The organism is Nitrospira sp. SG-bin1, from assembly GCA_002083365.1.
GTDB lineage: Bacteria > Nitrospirota > Nitrospiria > Nitrospirales > Nitrospiraceae > Nitrospira_D.
In genome coordinates, this window is the sequence record LVWS01000016.1 from 20,253 (window position 1) to 39,662 (window position 19,410).

General features: G+C 57.0%; 10 protein-coding genes. 2 read left to right on the forward strand and 8 right to left on the reverse strand.

Annotated features, from left to right (window positions below; all coding sequences use genetic code 11):
* Positions 1-39: 39 nt before the first annotated feature.
* The 5 genes from A4E19_16130 to A4E19_16150 all read right to left on the reverse strand — a co-directional run bounded on the left by A4E19_16130 (position 40) and on the right by A4E19_16150 (position 12,567).
* On the reverse strand, positions 40-1,857 hold the full coding sequence (locus A4E19_16130; GenBank protein ID OQW35776.1) for a hypothetical protein: 1,818 nt from the start codon (positions 1,855-1,857) through the stop codon (positions 40-42).
* Positions 1,854-3,059, reverse strand: coding sequence for a hypothetical protein (locus A4E19_16135; GenBank protein OQW35777.1), 1,206 nt, complete (start codon positions 3,057-3,059; stop codon positions 1,854-1,856). Before A4E19_16135 ends, A4E19_16130 begins: the two co-directional genes overlap by 4 nt.
* Before the next feature lie 90 nt (positions 3,060-3,149).
* Positions 3,150-9,608, reverse strand: coding sequence for a hypothetical protein (locus tag A4E19_16140; GenBank protein OQW35778.1), 6,459 nt, complete (start codon positions 9,606-9,608; stop codon positions 3,150-3,152).
* A 34-nt stretch (positions 9,609-9,642) separates the two neighbouring features.
* Positions 9,643-11,529, reverse strand: coding sequence for a hypothetical protein (locus A4E19_16145; protein ID OQW35779.1), 1,887 nt, complete (start codon positions 11,527-11,529; stop codon positions 9,643-9,645).
* A gap of 306 nt (positions 11,530-11,835) precedes the next feature.
* On the reverse strand, positions 11,836-12,567 hold the full coding sequence (locus tag A4E19_16150; protein OQW35780.1) for a hypothetical protein: 732 nt from the start codon (positions 12,565-12,567) through the stop codon (positions 11,836-11,838).
* A 57-nt stretch (positions 12,568-12,624) separates the two neighbouring features.
* Between A4E19_16150 and A4E19_16155 the strand changes: the two genes are divergently transcribed.
* Positions 12,625-14,079 (forward strand): hypothetical protein, encoded by a 1,455-nt coding sequence (locus tag A4E19_16155; GenBank protein OQW35781.1) that lies wholly within the window; start codon positions 12,625-12,627, stop codon positions 14,077-14,079.
* A complete protein-coding gene (locus tag A4E19_16160; GenBank protein OQW35782.1) occupies positions 14,076-16,964 on the forward strand; it encodes a hypothetical protein in 2,889 nt (962 codons plus the stop codon). The genes A4E19_16155 and A4E19_16160 overlap by 4 nt, the downstream gene beginning before the upstream one ends.
* A 122-nt stretch (positions 16,965-17,086) precedes the next feature.
* On the opposite strand, the gene A4E19_16165 is transcribed toward A4E19_16160, so the two are convergent.
* The 3 genes from A4E19_16165 to A4E19_16175 form a co-directional block, all read right to left on the reverse strand.
* A complete protein-coding gene (locus A4E19_16165) occupies positions 17,087-18,376 on the reverse strand; it encodes a hypothetical protein (GenBank protein ID OQW35783.1) in 1,290 nt (429 codons plus the stop codon).
* A gap of 245 nt (positions 18,377-18,621) precedes the next feature.
* Positions 18,622-19,104, reverse strand: a complete 483-nt coding sequence (locus tag A4E19_16170) for a hypothetical protein (GenBank protein OQW35784.1) — start codon at positions 19,102-19,104, stop codon at positions 18,622-18,624.
* 10 nt (positions 19,105-19,114) lie between these two features.
* On the reverse strand, positions 19,115-19,360 hold the full coding sequence (locus A4E19_16175; protein OQW35785.1) for a carbon storage regulator: 246 nt from the start codon (positions 19,358-19,360) through the stop codon (positions 19,115-19,117).
* Positions 19,361-19,410 lie beyond the last annotated feature (50 nt).

Here is a 19,410-nt window from a genome sequence, read left to right on the forward strand (position 1 = left end):
TCTTTCCTGCAATCCCGATTCAGGTCTAACGATCCATGCCTACACCAGATCCCTCGTCTCCATCCGATAACTATCCAGCATCAGAACGAGCAGCTCTTCCCGCGCCAGCTCCCGACCTGCACCTTTTACCTGAATTTGGGCTGCGATCTCCTTGAGCTCCACCCGTTGGTCCGGTGGAAACTGCCTGAGGAGCGTCGTAAGCTCGGGGGGTGAGTCGGCGCGCTGCGCCAGAGTCCCTGCATCACGATCGCCTCGCACCATGGCTCCTATCCGATCCGGCTGGTGCATGCCGATCACGGTTAAGAACTCCCTCATACGATGTCGGTACGTATGGTGCGCCAACACGCGGCGGCGCGCCGCCTCGGCGACCGCGCGCCGGCCGGCGGCATCGGCCAGCCAGGTACGAATAAGTGCCGGCACTTCGGTCACCTTGTTGAACCGGACCATCTCCTCAGCGGCAAAAAGATCGGGGAAGAGAGACCGCTCGTCGACCAGTTGAAACGCACCACATGCCGCCAATTCGAACGTCCGAGGATTGACAAAGTCCGCCTCCGGATCGAGCCCCGCACCGGCACAGGAATGAAGATTCAGATTGACGGACGTGGCGTTGAATACTTTGATGCAGGTTTCCGTGTCGATGCGGGCGCCGCCACGCTGGAGCACCGAGGTGAGATCTTCCGCACCTTTCCATTCATTGCCCCAGAGTTTGAACGACCAGCCCCTCGAGAGCCATTGAGGAAGCACCGTGCGTCGATTGGCGTAGCCGGCTCCGACAAACGACACATCCGCGCCATACTCGGCCTGGTCTGCCTCGCTGAGTGTCAGGGGCCGATGCAAGGAAGGATCTGCGGCCATCGGCAGATAGTTGACCTGGCGGGCGCCGGCTCGCCTGAGCGCCGCGACACATGAGGCTTGCTGGATGACGAACCAATAGTCATATCCGCCCGCCAATTGCTGCCAGTAGGTCAGATGTCGGAAGTTTTCCACGAACCACATCGCCGTGAGAAATTTCTTTTTCCGTAGATGTTCGAGTACCGCAAGATTCAGCGGCGCCTGGGCAAGCGCCAATATGAGATCCGGCGGATCTTCGGCAAGATGCGTCACCACTCCCAAGCTCAACAGATCGGCAAACCGGCTTTGCATGGTGAGGCGATGTCGCGTCTCTCGGTAGGAGCCCAATAGCTCATAACTGGCCTGATACGGACTCTGATCCAACCAGCTGACCCGATGGCCCAGCGATTCGAGTGCCGTGACCGTGTGGCGCGCGATCGGGAGTGACCCTCCATAGATGGGTCCGACGACGGCCACATGCAGTCGTCCACCTAGCTTGACCGCAACGATTCGGCTGAGCTCTCTTTCCAAGTCGCGGTGGGCATCGACGTGGAGACGGGCGGCCGGCCCATACGTCATGAAACGGATCGGTGCAGACGTTGCGCCCAACTGCTCCGCCATGACGACGGGCGCTCCCCATATCCATTCGACCTTGTTGATCCAGGTCTCCATCGGTCTGATTGACACCGCATCTTTGAACTCCGCCGTATCGGGTATGACAACCGCCAGCCGCACCCCCGGCGGCTTCATGACGACCAAGGCTTCGACGTGATAGAGCAAACCCACACCGAGTACGACACCCAGTTCGCCCGCTTTCCATTGGAGCAGTTGGCCTTCAGCCCAAGCGTGGGCTTCCTTACGTGGATCATATCCGCTGTGAACCCATTGTCCTCCATAGGTAGCCGACGGACTCCCTTCTCGGGAGGGTACGATCGTTAGCAATCCACCAGGATGGTCCTGCACGGTCTGGATCAACGCTGGATACCGAATCCGAAGACCTTCGAGATTTTGTGTCAAATAGTTCATGAGAGGACCGGCACCAGTTCATGCCAGAGCGCCTCCCGTTCGCGTGGCGGAATGGCAGCTTGGCCGACCGGCGTATAATAGGCACCCCATCCATCGCAGTGGCTGGTCCATACATTCCAGCCGGGCGATGCCTGACACCCCTGGTCCAAAACCGCCGAGACGGTCTCGTCAACCGGCCAATGCGACGGTGACGGACAACCGGAAACAAGCGAGGAACCGGCTCGCGGTTCGTCATGCTCACGTGTCACTTCTTCAGCTTGCCAGACGATATGATGAAGGCCGTACGGTCCCGTTTCATGGAGACGTGCTCGTGCGAAATACCACCCGATTACCGGCCTGCCGAGCGCCGCAGCGAGATGCAAGGCGCCGGTATCCGAACCGACGACTCGGTGGCAGCGAGCGAGAATCGCCGCAAGTTGCGTCAGCGACGTGCGACCGGTCGTGTCCCAAATTCGGCCCAGAGTTGATGGAGATAACGGCGCTTGAATCTCTGCGGCTCGTTCTCGTTCTGTTCCGACAAGCACGACACGGCCTTGCGGCGCAGACGAAAGAAACGTGGTGATCCATCGTCTCCAGACTTCCGTCGGCACGAATCGTTCGCTCTCTCCCGCGCCTACGATGACGGCAATCCACGGCGCACCCTGTTTTCCGATCGGTTCCAAATCACCCGGCAAGCGGACGGCCGGCGCATCAAGCGCAACGACCTGTCCCGGCGGAGAGACTCCACAGAGCCCACAGAACGCATCCGCGAGATGCACGCGCTGTCCCACTCGTTGTTGTGCCACATTGCGGAGATAGGCTGCCCACGGTGTCAGCCTCTCGCCGAGCGGTCCCTGCAGAACCGGCCCCTTCACCTCTTGTGCAAGGAGAGAGCCGGCCACCAGCGCACGACGATGCTGGTTGAGAACATAGGCGCAATCGTACCGATCGGGTGCCAACGCCATCAGCGCGGTTTCGGCCTCGGCGAGGTGTTCAGCCCGCAAGTTCCGGCAGGCCGCCATCGCGCGGCGTTGCCAACCCGCTCCATCCCACTCGAGGACTTTGCCGACACCCGGCAGCAGATGCCCCGCCTCGGACAGATGCGACGGACAAAGCAGGTCGAATTGGGTCTGGGGATACCGGGTGCGAAGCCCGATGATCGCCGGAAGCGTTTGCAGGAGGTCTCCTAACCGGGCCAGTTGGACGACCAGTGCGCGCGGCATTTCTTCGTACCTCTATTCGTCCTGATCCAGTGGAGAACGCCTTCAGTGCGCTCTTCGAGAGACTGCCCGTGAACGGCAGGCCGAGTCGTCTCAAGGATGCGCGGTTTCCATCACAGACACCGCTTGTTTCGCCGAAATCGCCTGCCCGAGTTCGCTCAAGCCGTCAAAGGTCGGTGCGAGCGCGCGCAGCGTCTCGTATTCCTGGCGCGCCGCCTCCATCTGTTCTCCTCGCACCAGCACACCGCCCAACGCAAAGCGGATCGCCAAATCGCCTGGGTTGCGCAACAGATATTCTCGTAAATGCCGACTCAACTCATCCCAACGGTTCTGTGCGGTACCCGCCCGTAAGAGCCAATGGGCAGCCTCGGCATCGTCCGGATTCTCCTCCAACACTTGCAGAAACCGCTCCCACGCACCCTGCGTGTAGGCCCGACCCATTGCAGCCATTCCCATTCCCATAAGGCATTTCTTGCGATCGGCTCCCTCCTGCAACGCGGAGCCAAAGGCACCCTCCGCTTGCTCATATTGCTCCCGCTGCATGCAGAGGATGCCTTTCATCAACAATGCCTCTTCATGATCCGGAGAAGCCGCGAGTAGGATCCGCAGGTGTTCATCCGCGTCCGCCAGGCGCTTCTGTTCAAGCAGGGTCCTAATCAATGCGAGCCGTTCGGTCGGTGCATCCACCAAGGTCACGTAGCGTGAGAGGAACTTTGCACGGCTATCCGACTCTTGCAGCCGCTCAGCCACCATCGCCCCCCAAGACAGCACATACTGGTCGGATGGCCAGTTCTCAACGAACCCTAGTTCACGTTTAACCGCGTCCCAATCCTTCTTCAACGCCGCGCTTTGCACGGCCGCCACATGCGCCCAGGAAGCGCCGTCCTTCACATCCTCGATCAACACAATATCGCCGCCCAGTTGGTCGTTGCGTAGGATACGTTGGAGTTTGTAACCATCCACATAGAAATGCCGATCTTCGTCGACCGCCCACCATTGCGATCCCCATCGGTCCAAAAAGCGAGTTGCGTTCTGATCGTCGTGGAGCTTCCGTCCGGAAGTCTGGCTTTCGAGATGAACGACGACGCTGCGGGGTTGATAGACGACCGCATAGCCCCGTTCACGCACTTTTAGGCAAAGGTCCGCATCTTCGAATCCATTCATATAGCCTTCGTCGAACCCTTCTACCTCCTCGAATAGGGCTCGCCTGATCAACAAGCAGGCCGCTGTGACGATCTGGAATTCCCGACGTTGATTCACGGCCGGATGGTCTGCTGGAAGATTCTTGTAGATATGGTATGGCAAGCGATGTTCCAGGTCTCGAACGACACCGGCATGTTGAATGGTGCCATTGGGATACAAGAGCTTGCTGCCGACAATGCCCACCTCCTGATGGGCGTCAACTTCGGACACCAACGAGGACAGCCAGCCAGACTGTGGGATCGTGTCATTGTTGAGAAACACGAGATACTGACCCCGAGCCACACGCGCCCCTCGGTTGCAAGCCTTGGCAAACCCGACATTTTCCTCATTTCTGATGATTTGAACGTCACCCTTGAGCTCTGCGAGAAACTCCTGGGTTCCGTCCGTGGATCCGTTGTCGACGATGATCACTTCATATTCAGGCTGGTTCCCGATCTGCGACAACGCAGTCAGGCAATCTCTGGTCAATTCCAGACGGTTGCACACGGGGATGATGATCGAACAGACGTAGGACTTTGCCGAGGCGTCGACCCTGAATCTTTGGAGATGCCGCTGCTGAGCCTCACGTATCGTGGCGTTGCGTTCGGCGTAGGGAGCGTACTTGCGATAGATAATCTCGGTCGTCCGGCGATAGGTATCTATGGTCCCACTGGTCATGGAGGTGCCGTCGTTTCGCCAGGTGAACTCGGCCGTCAGCACAGCCAGATGCTTGAACGGAAACCGTGTGGCCATCCTGATCCAGAGATCCCAATCTTCATGGGCGAAAAGCGATTCATCGAAACACCCCACATCGTCCAAGCATTGCCGCGCATGCATGACACATAGCACAGGGAAATAGTTGCTGATGAGCAGGTCGGCCGGACTGAACTCGCTCGAATACGGCACGTCGCGCGCGGTTTCAACATAGACGCCGTTGACTTTTCGTTCATGCACGCGCCAGGCATCCGTGTACGCGACGCGGCATTCGTGGCGATCCAAATAGCCGACCAGCGTTTCCAGATGGCTTGGGAGGTAGCGATCGTCATCGTCGAGATAGGCAATGTACGCACCCTTCGCCAGGCGCAGTCCGCTGTTGCGTGCCGCCGCCAATCCACGATTCCGATCGTGACGGATCGTCATGATGCGATGCCGATCGGCGCGGGCATCGATGACGGATTCCACCTCGCAACCCGCGTCGTTGACGACGATGACCTCGAAATCTTGATATGTCTGCGCGGCCAGGCTCTCCAGCGCCGTTTGAAGGCGATCGGGACGGTTGTACGTCGGAACGATGACGGACACTTTGGGTGCCCGCGTAATGGGAATCGGGGCCGGATTGGTCGTCCGCTGGCAGGCCCACACCTGATAGATGGGAAGCAAATTCATGGAACGCAGGTCCGCAGGCGTCGGCGCGGGGATATTTCTGAGACTTGACGGTTGGACGTAGATACGTTCGAGACCTACTTCCGAGAATCCCTGCGAGGCGAACAGGACTCGCAGCTGGTCTTCGGTCACCCAATCTTCCACCGGCTGATTGGGCGGCGCGATCGTCTTCCACTGTTCCCACGCTTCACCGCGCGGTGTCGTAAGAATGAGGTAACCGTCGGGCTTGAGCAGTCGGGCTAGTTGTGCCAAAAATGTTTCTTTTTGGCCGTGGGGGACGTGCTCGATGACTTCTGAACTAAGCACGACATCGTACGGGGCGAAATCGGGTCGCTTGAAGACATCCTCCGCCGTCCCTACCTCAAGCCTGAGGTGCGGAAACAGCTTGCGCCCCCAGTCGACGACTCCACTGACAGGCTCAATGCCTTCGCAGGTGCCGTACCCTGCGGCAAGATTGGTGAGCCATCCGCGCCCGCAACCGACATCCAACATTCTGAGCTGCTTGTTCGGCTCCAGCTGCCGTGCACGGCGGAGGATGGACTCCAAGAACGCCGAAATTTTGCTCCATCGGCTCGCTTCATCCGCGTTCGGATGAGGGGTCGACCACGCTGGAGCGTTGACGAACAGATTGACATAGAATGCATCCTGGTTCATGCCTCCTCCATTGATTCCTTTCCTCATATCGCTGGTCGACGGCCCTCTTCCCGCCATTGTCGCCTTCTCAAACTCGGGCTTCACTTGCGCCAATCGGATCACAAACGCCTGTCGTTGGGCGATCGTACGTTCCACTACATCGGCCGGCATGGTATAGGATCGAGTCAGGCATCCTCTCTCTATCAAGTCGATCCAGCCCTCCAACACAAACGACCACTGACGACAGGCTTCCCAGTGCTTGTAGCCGGTTTCCCCGAAAGCTCGGCACAAGGCCGGCTCCTGCATCAGCAGCGTTACCGCCCGTCTGAAATCAGTTACAGGAAGCACCACACCACCGGCATGTTCATGCGCGGCGTCGCATGCGGGTGTCGCCATCCACGGTAACCGGTGACTCATCGCTTCAAGGATGCATAAGGGAGAGGCTTCAGCATGCGAAGGCACCACCAGCACATTCGCCGCCTGCATGGCCGCCGCGATGCCCTGGGAAGGAAGCCCCGCGATATAGAGGACCTCCGGCCGCCCTGCCAACGCCTGCCGCACGCGTTCGACATACCGCACATCATCAGTGGGGTAACCGACGACGACGAGTTTCGCGCCTTGCGGAACAGAGGCAAATGCGTCAAGTAGGCCCAAGTGATTTTTGACCGGGTAGAGGTTTGCAATATGGAGGATAAGAAATGTGTCCGATGAAATTCCGTATTCTTTGCGGAACTCGTCGCCGGATGATTGGGCTGAAATACCGTTTGGCAAATACGTGGTCTTGAGGCCATACTGACCGAAGAAGGAGGCATCGCAACCCTGTTCCGACAACACCACGATGTGATGGGCACGAGCCGCGAGTTGGACCACCAGGTCTTTGCCGTGGTTGATGGTGGGCAACAGATCGAGGATTTCTTTGTTCAACGTCGGCTGAAAGATCAATCGGGTCTTATTCGGCAACAATCCTGTCATTGCTCCATAGAACAGCCCATTGACCGGTGCGCCCAACATCACACAGGCGTCGTATTTGCCGGAGCTGATAAGCCGCTCCACTTCCATCGCACAGACATGAATCGTTCCTTCTTGGCGATCATGGGAAGACAGGGTAATGATCGAAAGTCCCCTGTGGGTCGTGACGCGACGATTGGGATTCGGATACGTGGCAATATCGACACGGTACTCACGACTTAACAGTCCGACTCCAAGCTCTTCGGCGACGCGCTCCACACCTCCAACCGCCGGCCAAAAATGCGGCGTCACAATCAGGGCTGATTTGATTCGCGCTTCGTCCTCCCGCTTCGATGGATAGTCCGACACGGCTGGCGCCAGCTTCCGAGCACACTGTTCCTTCCACTTCACCCGTTCCAGCGGAATCGGCCCGTGGGCGAGTGGCGCCTTGCGTGCCACGCCATACGATTGCGTCAACGGCGGATCAGTCAAAAACAACCGCCTGAACACATCGATCTCATGAAGATGATAGGCTCGGGCATCCTTCTCACGATCGGCTGCCAGCGGCGCGTTGATGATCCCGTGCACGGCGCCCAACAACGCGAAGAGCTGGAGCGGATCGCCGGTCTGGCGATAGGCGTCCGCCTTGCGACGAATGTCGGATGTCAAGACATTCCATTGCCGGATATCTTTCTCATACATCGTCTTGTACCGCCGGTAGATGCTGTCAACCGTGTAGGACGTGCCATGGCGACCTTTGACGTCCGGGTGGAGGATCCAGTGGATGCCGCGACGTCCCATCTGTTCCAAGAGATCCATCTCGCTGGCCTTGACGTCGTGAAACACGAGTGTCTTCATAAGCGACGTCCGATAGATCTTGACTCCTTGAATCGGCAAACCGCGATCATCGTCAAACAAGTGGAAACAGATCATGCCGACGTTGTCCGGCGCCGCCGTCATGACCCCCTCCATCGAGGCCACGGCGTCCGGCTGCAGAATCATGTCCTCGTCGACCTGGATGAAGTATTCGGTCCGGCAATCTGCGATCATTCGTTGAGCCGCTGCGCTGAAGGGGCTGACGTTTCGGATCATTTCCACTTTGAACGTCGTACCCTGCTGTGCATCCAACGCCGCCTTGCAGGCCGGAAAGACCGGATCGTCGACCGTGAGCACAAAGACCGTGGTGGCGGCGCGGATTTCATGATCGGATATGTCGGTAGTGGGTTGGACCAACGGTGGAGACGGGCGTGTATCCAGTACGGCTGTCTCCGCTGTGTCATGACAAACCCCGAGCGGTTGTTCTGTTTCGATCCACTCCAACCACTGCCGAGCTCGATGTTCAGCCGTATGCGACCGCAACAGCTCCGTGCGGGCGGCTTCGGCAAGGTTCCTGGCGTAGTCGATGTCGTGACCTATACGCTGGACATGTTCCTTCAGGACTGCCGGTCGATCCCTGGGATACAAAAGAATTTCTTGCCCTTCCTTAAACAACGCCTGCGTACGAGGCCGATCCGGAATCTTCCATGAGACGACAGGCCGACCGGCGGCCATGGCCTCCACGACACGCCCGGCATAGGATTGAAACAAGCTGGGAAGATTGACGATGGCACTCCAGGTCTTCAGGCTTGCCAACCAATTGGTGAAGACGGCTTCTCTCAAACGACGCCACAGGCCCACGTACTCTGTGAGCGTGGCGAGATCGGGCCGCCATCCGGACCGCATCCGTTCATGCATCTGTTGATGGAGCGTATCGAACAGGCGGGGATAGTCGGTCTCAGTTTCCGGGGAAGGTGGATGGATCAGCAAAGCTTTCAGGTCAGGATCGGTCAACCAGGCATTCCGCTCTCCATAGACCTCCCCATAGAATGCGGCTTCGGAACGTGCGGGTCGATCGATGGATGCTGTGATGAAGCGCGACGGCACCGCCGAAGGCCAGAATAGCGCATGAACCCGACCGCCTTGATTGAAGATGTCCGCATCGCTCTCATCCGCAGCCAAGACATGGGTACAATGCCGCACTTGTCGTTCGACAAACTCACGGCGTTCTCGCAAATGCGGCCATCGCCGACAGTCCTCTTCAGAGTACCGAAGGGATTCCATAATGAGGCCGACCCGTACCGGCGCCAGAGCGCCCACCCACTCCCAAAACGCATCTGAGTAGCGGTTGTGAACCAGCCACACCCAGACCTGATCAAACCGTTGGCCGGCAAGCAGGCCTTTCGCATGATGCACCCATGGCAACGACGCCCCGTCCGGGGTATCGCTGATCGCCGGGAGTACCACACACGCACATCCATTGGCCCGCAGACCCTCTTCAACGGCGAAACTCCCGAGATAGGACCATGCTTTTGCCTGGGCCCATCTCCCGAATTCCAGTTGTACTAATAAGACTTTCGGATTTCCCATACGATCCCGTTGTCCGCCGGCTGGTTTCTTTGCATCACGCCGCAAGCTTTTTTCGTAGGTTGTCGACCAACCGGTCAAACTCGATCAAGGCTGGATGAAACTTGAATTGTCCTCGGTTGACGTCATAGTACGTCACGGCGGCATGATATGATCGTTGTTCACACATGGTGACCAGGCGGTCTAAGAATGTGCGCACCTCTTCCGGCGTCCGTTCGCATGGATCCCTATTCTCGCCGCCTCCTGTTGCCTCAACAGTCTGGCCGAAAGGACATTCCTCCTTGTCGGGAGTCTCCGCCTCAAGCGGCAACAGCAGTTCCCCGTCCTTTGCAATCGGCAGATTGAGTCGGACACGCTTGCAGCAATGTTCGCAGCCCGTCACGACTTGAAGGCCGTGCCTGCGAACGTGCTCGGGCTCCGTCAATTCGACGTATGAGAAGCTCCGTTTGCAATGGGGGCATTCGGCAAAGAGCTCCCAAAACTGGCGACTGCTATTCATCGTCATACGATTGTGAATAGCCCGGTGCACGACACGAGCCACGTCCACCGTCTGGCAGAACGGCAGCGCATCGAATGCGATGATCGCCCGCAAATATCCAATCCATTGCGCGTCGGGTATCTGGGTCATGTTAAACGGAACTTGGTCGATCGTTTGGTAGAACTTCAATTTGTCCGGCATCAGACCCATCTCTTGGCAGACACCGTACAGACCGCTGCCTGGGTAGGGTTGAATGCTGCTCATGAAACAGTGGATGTCTGCGCAATAAGTCCGATAGAACGTCAGGGTCTCGGATATCGTCTCAGGAGTTTCGGCCGGATCGCCAAAGATGAAATTGCCTCCGAATCCGATTTCGGCTTGGTCTGCCAAGGCGATGGCCTCGGCATACTGCTCGGGCTGTGTGCCTTTTTTCATACTTTTCAGTACGCGCTTGCTGGCGCTTTCCATGCCGTAACTGAAGTAGGAACACCCCGCCTGCTTGGCCAGCTTGAGACTGTCGAGATTGAGCCTGGCATTGGCATGCGTTTGGAACATCCAATTGAAGTCCCATCCATATCGTTCTCGATATTCGATCAGCGAGCGGCAGAATTCATCCAGCTTCTGCTTGTTCACAGCAAACAATTCATCGAGGACGATGAGGATATTGAAGTGATAGCGGTCATAGAGCTGCTTGATCTCCTCCATGACGTTCTCTGTCGTGCGGGCCCGGTACTTCGCCCGTCCCCCATGCCCATGCAAACAAAACGTGCAGGCGAACGGGCACTCCCGTGCGGATACGATCGGCATGATTCGAGGATCCTTGCGATAAAACCTATACAAGGGACGGGACGCCAATGAAGCCTCCAACATCCCTTCGACGTCGAACATTGAATAATCAGGGAAAGGTTGCTCATTCAGATCCCGTCCAAATTTAAGATTCTTTTCTGTGAGTACCAAATGACCTTCTTTCTGGTAGCAAAGATTTGGAACGGCGTTGAGATCTCCTTTTCCTTCAAGTGCGTCTGCCAGCATCACGATTGTGTCGTCGGCTTCACCAGCAAGAGAGTAATCCGGTTTGAGCGTTGAATGAATAAACTCCTGGTCGTACGTGATGATCGATCCGCCCATGACCACCGGCGTGGACGGAGCATAATGGCGGATGATGTGCAAGGCATCGTGCAGAAACTTGAAGTCGGTGCAAAGACCCCCGATTCCGATCAAATCCGGCTTCGCATCGGCAATGGCTTGCGCGATCTTCTTGTGGATCATATCCATGGCCGACGGATACCCCGGTGCATTGTTGGGGTTACACCCGAACACCTGAAGACCAGCGGCCTTCAAGGTCGCAGCGATATACGCAAATCCACTCGCGAAATCGCATGGCGCCAAGAAGGAGGGATACTGGGTCGTATAGCGGTATGTCGGCGGTATCAATAACACCTTCATCCTGCACCTCATGTCATCAAAAACATGTCACACGGTATCGCATCGACCCGTAGATGATTCCTGTGCCATTCCGTCCCAACGGTACAGGACAACAGTCCAATCAGTGATACCCACTGTCGGTGTCATGGATGTGAGGGAATCATCAAGATCTGTGCCATCCACGATCAACCGTGAGACTGGCACATTTCAGTGAGAATGCGTACTGACTACAGGTCGTGAGTGCTGGCCCGGCAAATTCTGCCGGTCATGATTGGGTGGCACGAGGAAACCTTTGACCGGTTCGGAAGATGTATGAACAGTGATGATTTACCCGGCTCCGAGCAGCTCATTCCCCTGGGATCGCTGAAAAACACATTGCTCGACCGCCTGCCGCACGGATCCGCCCCACCCGCGATACTCGATGTACTCCAGCTCGTTGAATCGAAACTCGAGGCCGATCATCTCACTGCCATCGCGCGTGTCGGCGTTCTTCACCATCCCAGTCAGATTGGTGATATGTCCCAGTCCCGGCAATTCGAACTCCAGGCGAACCGTGGCGCCCGGACAAAGCCATGCAGGTCTTCGAACCAATGCCACGCTGCATCCTCCCCCGCTGAGGTCCTTCAACAAACCGCCGAAATAGTTGCTTGTAGGGAGCACGGAGTCGGAAGCGCTCTCATGATCAGCCCGCATCAATAGAATCGGTTCGTTGGTTGGCACACGAAGATGTTTCCGCAAATGCATTTCCTCCACGGCCTTCGGATAGGCGACGAACAGCAACGGCACCGGTGAGGTCATGAAATCACGGATTTCACTCCGATACCCGACCAACTTGCCATCATGAAGATAACTGACGGTGCAAGGAGTGCCTCCCGTGATCAGTTGATCATGACCGAGCTGAAGCGGCCATTCGCAAACGATCCAGGCGTGATCCTTCCAGCCGAGAAGTGTCGTGCCGTACATGACCTTCTGTTGTTCAAGCAGAAGGGATAGTTTCAGAGGAAGCCCGACCGATAAAAACGATTCCGCGGGAGGAACAGACACGACAATATCGTTCATACCCGTCGTTCCCCGATAATCATCCGACCTTAACCGACTCTGATGATCCCTATCGGAATGTCACCGATAGACTTGAGGCTGAACAGCACGATGAAAGCAGTCGGGACGGAACCGATCTCAACACGTCACGATTCACTGGTAACGATCAAGTTTGACGCCGGCTTCGCCGATAACACCCAGGGATCTCTCTACCGTCGGCAAGTCCGACCGGAGACCCTTCTGACTTGGAGCCCAAGGCCTATGGCGATAAAACGTATCCCTATCGAGCGATTAACCCCCGGCATGTTCATCACCGAAATGGATGTCCCCTGGTATCGAACCCCATTTTTCTCTCACAAACGACTCATCAAGGACCTCCAGACCATCCAACTCATGAAGCAGCATGGGATCAAGATGGTCACCATCGATACCAGCAAAGGGGCGGATGTCCCTTCGTCATCGGAGTCATTACCGAACACACAGAATACGCAGCACGCCTCGGCCTCATCCCTTCCCAACCCGGACCCCCCTTCTCCAGACCCAAAGGCGGGACGTACGGCTGAGGCGAAATCCGATGATCATTCTGTCACGGTGGTCTATGCACAGGCGCAAGAAGCGGTTGAACGCATCTTCAAGGACCTCGAGCGGGGAATTCCTCCGTCTCCCGAGACGACCAAAGCCATTGTGTCAAACGTACTGGGACAAGTACTCAGTGACCGCGCCGCGATGGCGACCCAAGTCGCCATCCAAAAAATTAAGCAGTTCGACCGTTCCCTGACGGCTCATGCGTTGGACACCTGCATTCTGTCACTCGTGGTAGCCATCGAGAGCGGACTGGATCAACCGACACAAGAATTGGCCGGCATGGGGGCGCTACTCCACGACGCGGGGTACGTCCGTCTGCCACGCAATCTTGTTCGCAAGCGTGAGGAATGCAGCGGAAAGGATAAGACCCTGCTCGAACAACATTGCAAACTCGGCGTCGCACTCCTCTCCGAGCACTCCGACATGCATGAGGACGTCTTGCGCATCGTCAGGGAACACCATGAGCGGGCCGATGGAAACGGGTTTCCAGCACGTCTTGGACACGATCAGATTTCCCGCTTGGCGCAGATCGTCGGCATCGTCGATTTTTATGACGGCATGGTCAGTCGACGCGGTGCCCGTCCGGCAATGATACCCCATGATGCGGTTCGGCAGCTGTTCTTGGCTGGAGAACAAGGACATTTCGAAAAATCTCTTGTGGAGATCATGATTCGGAGCATCGGAGTCTACCCGGTCGGAAGCCTCATCAGACTCAACACCGGAGAACAAGCGGTCGTGGTCGGCGTCAACCCTCAACAACGGCTGAAACCTCTGGTAAAGGTCACGACCGACCCACAAGGAGGCTCCTATGCGAGGCCGATCGAGCTGGACTTGGCGGCACCATCCCCCGATCACACCGTGCGAACCGTGCTGCGCGTCCTAGATCCGACGAAAGAACGAGTCAACATCGGTATACACCTTGATCAAACCCTCTCCGAAGTCGCATGATGAAATCGCCTGGACACAAACGCAGACGCCATCGGTATCGTCCTGCCGCCTTGCGCTCCGCTTCTACAGAGTTCGACCAACTTGAAGCTATTCCGCTGGCCACCGTCATCCTCGACCCGGATCTCACCATATTGAACGTGAACCGGGAAGGCCATCAGCTGTTGGGACCGCGTTTTCCCTCCTCCACGGATCGATCTTTTCCCTCTCTGTGGTCGAAGCTTACTCAATCCGATCCAGCCGCCGTTACCACGCGACTGAATGGGGTGCTGACAAGCCGCCGTCCGACTTCCACGACAGAGCACCTTCTCCTGCGAAAGGCCGCCCACCCCATTCCAGTGGAATGGACTTGCGCGCCCAGCACATTCAAGGGAAGAACCATATTGATCGTCAGTATTCGAAACTTGTCCCGTGAACTGGAATTGGAGGAGGATCGTGATCGATTGGCGGCGATTGCTGAAGAAAGTCCCTTGCCCATGATCGAACTGGACCGGCATATGAGTCTGTTATATGCCAATCCAGCCATGATCTCTCTGCTCTCTCGATTCGGATATAGTCTCGAAGGATTTCCTAACGTAGCCCCCGGTGACCTTCCGGACATCGTGCAACGCTGCCTCGCCACAGGCCAGATGCTGCATGACGAGACGGTCATGCTTCCTGAAGCCAGTTTTTCATGGACCTTCTGCCCGGTCGTCACTCATGGCGTGGTCCGAGGCTATGCCACCGACATGACCGGCGTTCATAAGACACAGCAGGCGCTTCAGCAGTCGGCGGACCAACTCCTCCAAAGTAACCGTCGTCTCGACCAAGCGCTCGAGGAAGCGAGGGAATCCGCACACGTCAAGACGGCGTTTCTGGCGACTGTCAGCCATGAACTCCGAACGCCCATGAACGGCGTGATCGGCATGACCAGTCTATTGATGGAGACCGCCTTGACGCCTGAACAACAGTCTTACGCGGAGACCATTCGACAATGCGGGGAAGCGCTGCTGCAGCTGATCAACGACGTGCTCGAATGCAGCAAGATCGAAGCGGGCAAGTTGGAACTGGAATGCCTCGACTTCAATTTGCGCACCACGGTGGAGCAGGTGTTGGCACAATTCGCCGAGCGGGCGGAGACGAAAGGGTTGGAACTGACCGGACTTGTTCACGCGGCGGTTCCGACGGCACTCAAGGGCGATCCGGGCCGCCTCCGTCAGATCCTCACCAATTTGGTGGCCAACGCAGTGAAGTTTACCGACAAGGGCGAGGTGACTCTGCAGGCCTATCTCGAGGAAGACCAGTCCGACACGGCCGTCATCCGCTTCGAAGTTTCGGACAGCGGCATCGGGATTCACCCGAACACGCAGGCCAAACTGTTCCGTCCTTTCGTGCAGGCGGATAGTTCCACGACGAGAAAATACGGTGGGACCGGCCTCGGTCTTTCCATATCCAAGCAACTCGTGGAATTAATGGGAGGGCAAATCGGGGTACGCAGCACAGAGGGGCAAGGCAGCACTTTCTGGTGCACCGCGAATCTTCGGAAACAGGCCGATTCCCCCCGCGCAATTCTCCCGACCGGAGACCTCACCGGAAAGCGTATCTTGATCGTCGATGACAACGAATCAAACCGTTTGATTCTTCACCACTTGGTATCCGGCTGGGGAATGACGGATGACCTCGCAGAGGATGCAGAATCGGCCATGCGCAGTATCGCCGAGGCAAAGCAGCAAGGAAAACCGTACGATCTGGCAATTTTGGACGTCATCATGCCGGGAATGGATGGTTTGCAACTCGCGCGAGAACTGCAAAGTCACCCGGCTGGATCCGGAATCCGACTCGTTGTCATGACCTCCATACTCCAGCGTGGCCATGCAGAACAGGCTCGCCAGGCAGGCGCGATGGGGTACCTTCCGAAACCCGTCCGCCATGATGAATTACGCGACTGCCTGCGGACCGTGCTCGGCCTGCCCGAAGACCACGCGCCGAAGAACGTCCGGGCAGGCTCCGTCGTGCCTCAACTCGTGACCCGACACATGGTCGCGGAAAATGTGCAACATCGGCGCATTCTGGTGGTCGAAGACAACATCGTCAACCAGAAGCTCGTCGTACGAATGGTCGAAAAACTGGGCTATCAACCGGACGTTGTCGAAAACGGGCAAGAAGCGCTGGCCGCACTTGCCAAGGGAAACTACGCCGTCATCCTGATGGATTGTCAGATGCCCGTCATGGATGGATTTGAGACGACTCGATGCATTCGAGAACGTGAAGCGTCGGCAATATCGCCTGACTCGTCGGGTGGAAACGAGAACCGCTCAGACGAACTTCCACAATCGGCACCGCACATGCCGATTATTGCGGTCACCGCCAATGCGATGCATGGTGATCGCGAGCGCTGCTTGGCCGCCGGAATGGACGATTACCTCTCCAAACCGATCAAACTCGACGAATTGCGGAGTGCCCTGACACGGTGGGTCGCCGCACCGCCCGACGCGGCGGGGCTCGGAAAGCAGATATCCGTTCTCAACGCGGTCGATCCGACCCGGGGAATTTTCGATCCCGTCAAAATGTACCAGAACATCGGGAGCGACAGTGAATTGTTCGCGCAACTCGTCCGTCTCTTTCTGGATCGCCACCAAACCATGCTGACGGACATCAGAACTGCACTGGCCAGTGCCGACGCGATCGCCGTCGAGCGCATGGCCCACACCTTCAAAGGCACCGCCGGAAATCTGTGCGCGTCTGAGGTCGCACTCACCGCCGGCCGCCTCGAAGCGGTGGGCCGGCTCAGCGCACTCCACGACGCCCCACCGGTCTACGCACAACTTGAACTCGAAGTCGCGCGACTCGTCCGTGTGCTTGAATCCTACCGGCACGGATATCAGCCCATTACCCAGGCAGCCGCCTGATCCACGACTCGCCCAAACAACGTATACGTTGGAATCCCGCCATAAGGGATGAGTAGGTGAACAGGCCGTGGTGATGCCATCATACCCGCCATAGTGAACCATACCATGAGTTACAGCGCTCATCACGAATCAGTTGAATTCAATTCATTACTAGTGGGCGCGTTCAGTGCTTTCAGCTCTAGTCCCTCTATTTCTTGAATTGTTTTTCCGGCTATCCCTTGGAGATCTCCATACATCCCCGCCGTTGCCTGCATAACCCGATCGATCTGCTCTTCTCGCTTGGCCCACTGCTTGGTAATGGCCTTCTTCTCTTTCTCGAGGTCCTCCTGCATGGTGGAAAAGGCTTCGACGATCGCCTCGACTCGATGACGAAAACGTGGGCCTGTCAGGTATTGGTAGATCATTTCCGTTTTGGTCTGCTGTCCCTCGGATGCTTGGCGGGCGCATCCGACCTCGATGAGCGTGTGACGCAGAGTATGCGCTAACGGGGATACCGTCTTGGGATGAGTCACCCAGACACCATCGACAACATCAAAAGTTTCTACGTCTTTTGGGAGGGATTGGCTGACGATGACGGCAATCTCCGCCTTGGCAACCCGCTGATCTTCCCGAAGCTTTGCGAGCCAGCCATCGCTCCAGTTTTTAGTTCGTTTCGATTCCCAGATGATCGTCCCACAGGGCTGTCCGTTCGGTGCAATAACACGCTGAAGCACATCCCCACCGTGCTCTCCTTTGGGAACCGGCTCGACTGTGTCGCGAGGGAACTTAGCACGTAGGAGCGCTTCCAGTTCAAGCTCCTGGACTTCTCCCTGCAATTGTTGGGATCCCTGTTCAGCCTTCCGTTTCAGTTCCTCAATCTGCTTTTGCATCGAGGCGATGGTTTGCTCTTTTTCCAGCACTTTGAGCTTCAGCCCTTCTTCAGCTGCTTTCTTGGCCTGTTCTCTCGTCACCGCGAGCCCTTCCTGAACCCGCTTCTCGACGGTCAACTCCAGTTCGCGCTTGGCATCGTCGAGTTCCCGCTGCTTGCGGAGCAGATCGGCCTGAGTTTTTTGTGCCTCGGCAAGCTTTGTTTCACGCTCCTTCATCAATGCGGTGAGGTCTTCAAGTTCCTTGACCTTCTGGTCAAGATCGCTCTGTACGGCCAGCTTCGCTTTCTTGGCCTCCTCGGACGCAATCCTGTTTCGCTCGGATCGAAGTTTCTCCGCGACTTGCTCATCAAGCTGTTCTCTGGCTTTCGTAACGGCTTCTTCGCGTAAGCGAATCTCCGCTTCCCGCTTCGCCGTCTCCGCATCTTTATGAGCCAGACGCATTTCGTAGTCGCGGCGTGTTGATTCAAGCAGCGGCGCGGCCAGAGATTCCGTGAGCTTGATCTCGGTCTTGCACGATGGACAGATAATCGTTGGTTCGCTCATCACGCGTCTTTCGTTGCAATTGTGGAGCGTATAGAAAACAGGTTTGGAACTTATTATTCCCAAAACCCAGCTGACCCATGCACGATCAGCGGAGAGGCTTACCGCTTTTTCTCGGAGAAAGCAATCATCCCGAGGACAGAGAGACTCAAACAATAAAAAGTTCACGAGAGGAAGTCAGGGAACCGTCACTGATCCGGGGATGGTAAGTGGCGTCGCCGGACGGAGGCTCGGGCATCATCCAGTGACTAAACCCGACATTCAGCGGCCAGATCGATCCCCGGCGTCTCAGAAGCCGGAGGACCGAAGGCGGGAAACAGCGGGTGCCGCGTCGGAACATCTTCCCGGAGAACCAACTGCTTTCCGAGTTTGGTCTTATGGCTGATGACCAGCGGCCCTCGTAAATTGGCGGTGATCCGGGATGGATCATCGGACGGAATGGTCAAAATTACAACCAGCGCGAGGTCTTCACGTTCCCCCGCCCTGATTTCAGCCAACGCATCGGGTGGAACGTCGACATGATAGTCCGGATAAAACAGGGCCGGGTCCAGGATCACGAATGCGAGCGCCGGTTCCTCCACGGATTGGAGCCACTTAAAGGGGGCTTCGGTGTCATGGTCCAGAATGACATACCGCTGCTGCTCAGGGAAGCCGAGCAGGCCGGAAGGAAACGTCAAGATGCTTTCGTCATGGACTTCAAATGATCCAAACCGAGTCGACGCGCATTTCACGATGATATCCTCATGAGGCAATCCGAGATTTCGCAGGGATCAAACGACGCAATGCGTCAATGGGCACGACGCGAGTCTTGGCCGCCAACCGGTTCTCTTCTTGAATCCTCGCGTAGACTTCTTCGCGATGAACCGCAACCGTCTGTGGCGCTTCGATTCCAAGACGGACTTGGCCGCTTTTCACTCCAAGCACGACCACACGGATATCCGGACCGATCGTGACGCTTTCTCCACACCGACGACTGAGTACCAGCATACCGGCCATCCTTGGCAATAGGCATGAGTCTCACCTCTTGTCGGCCCGCT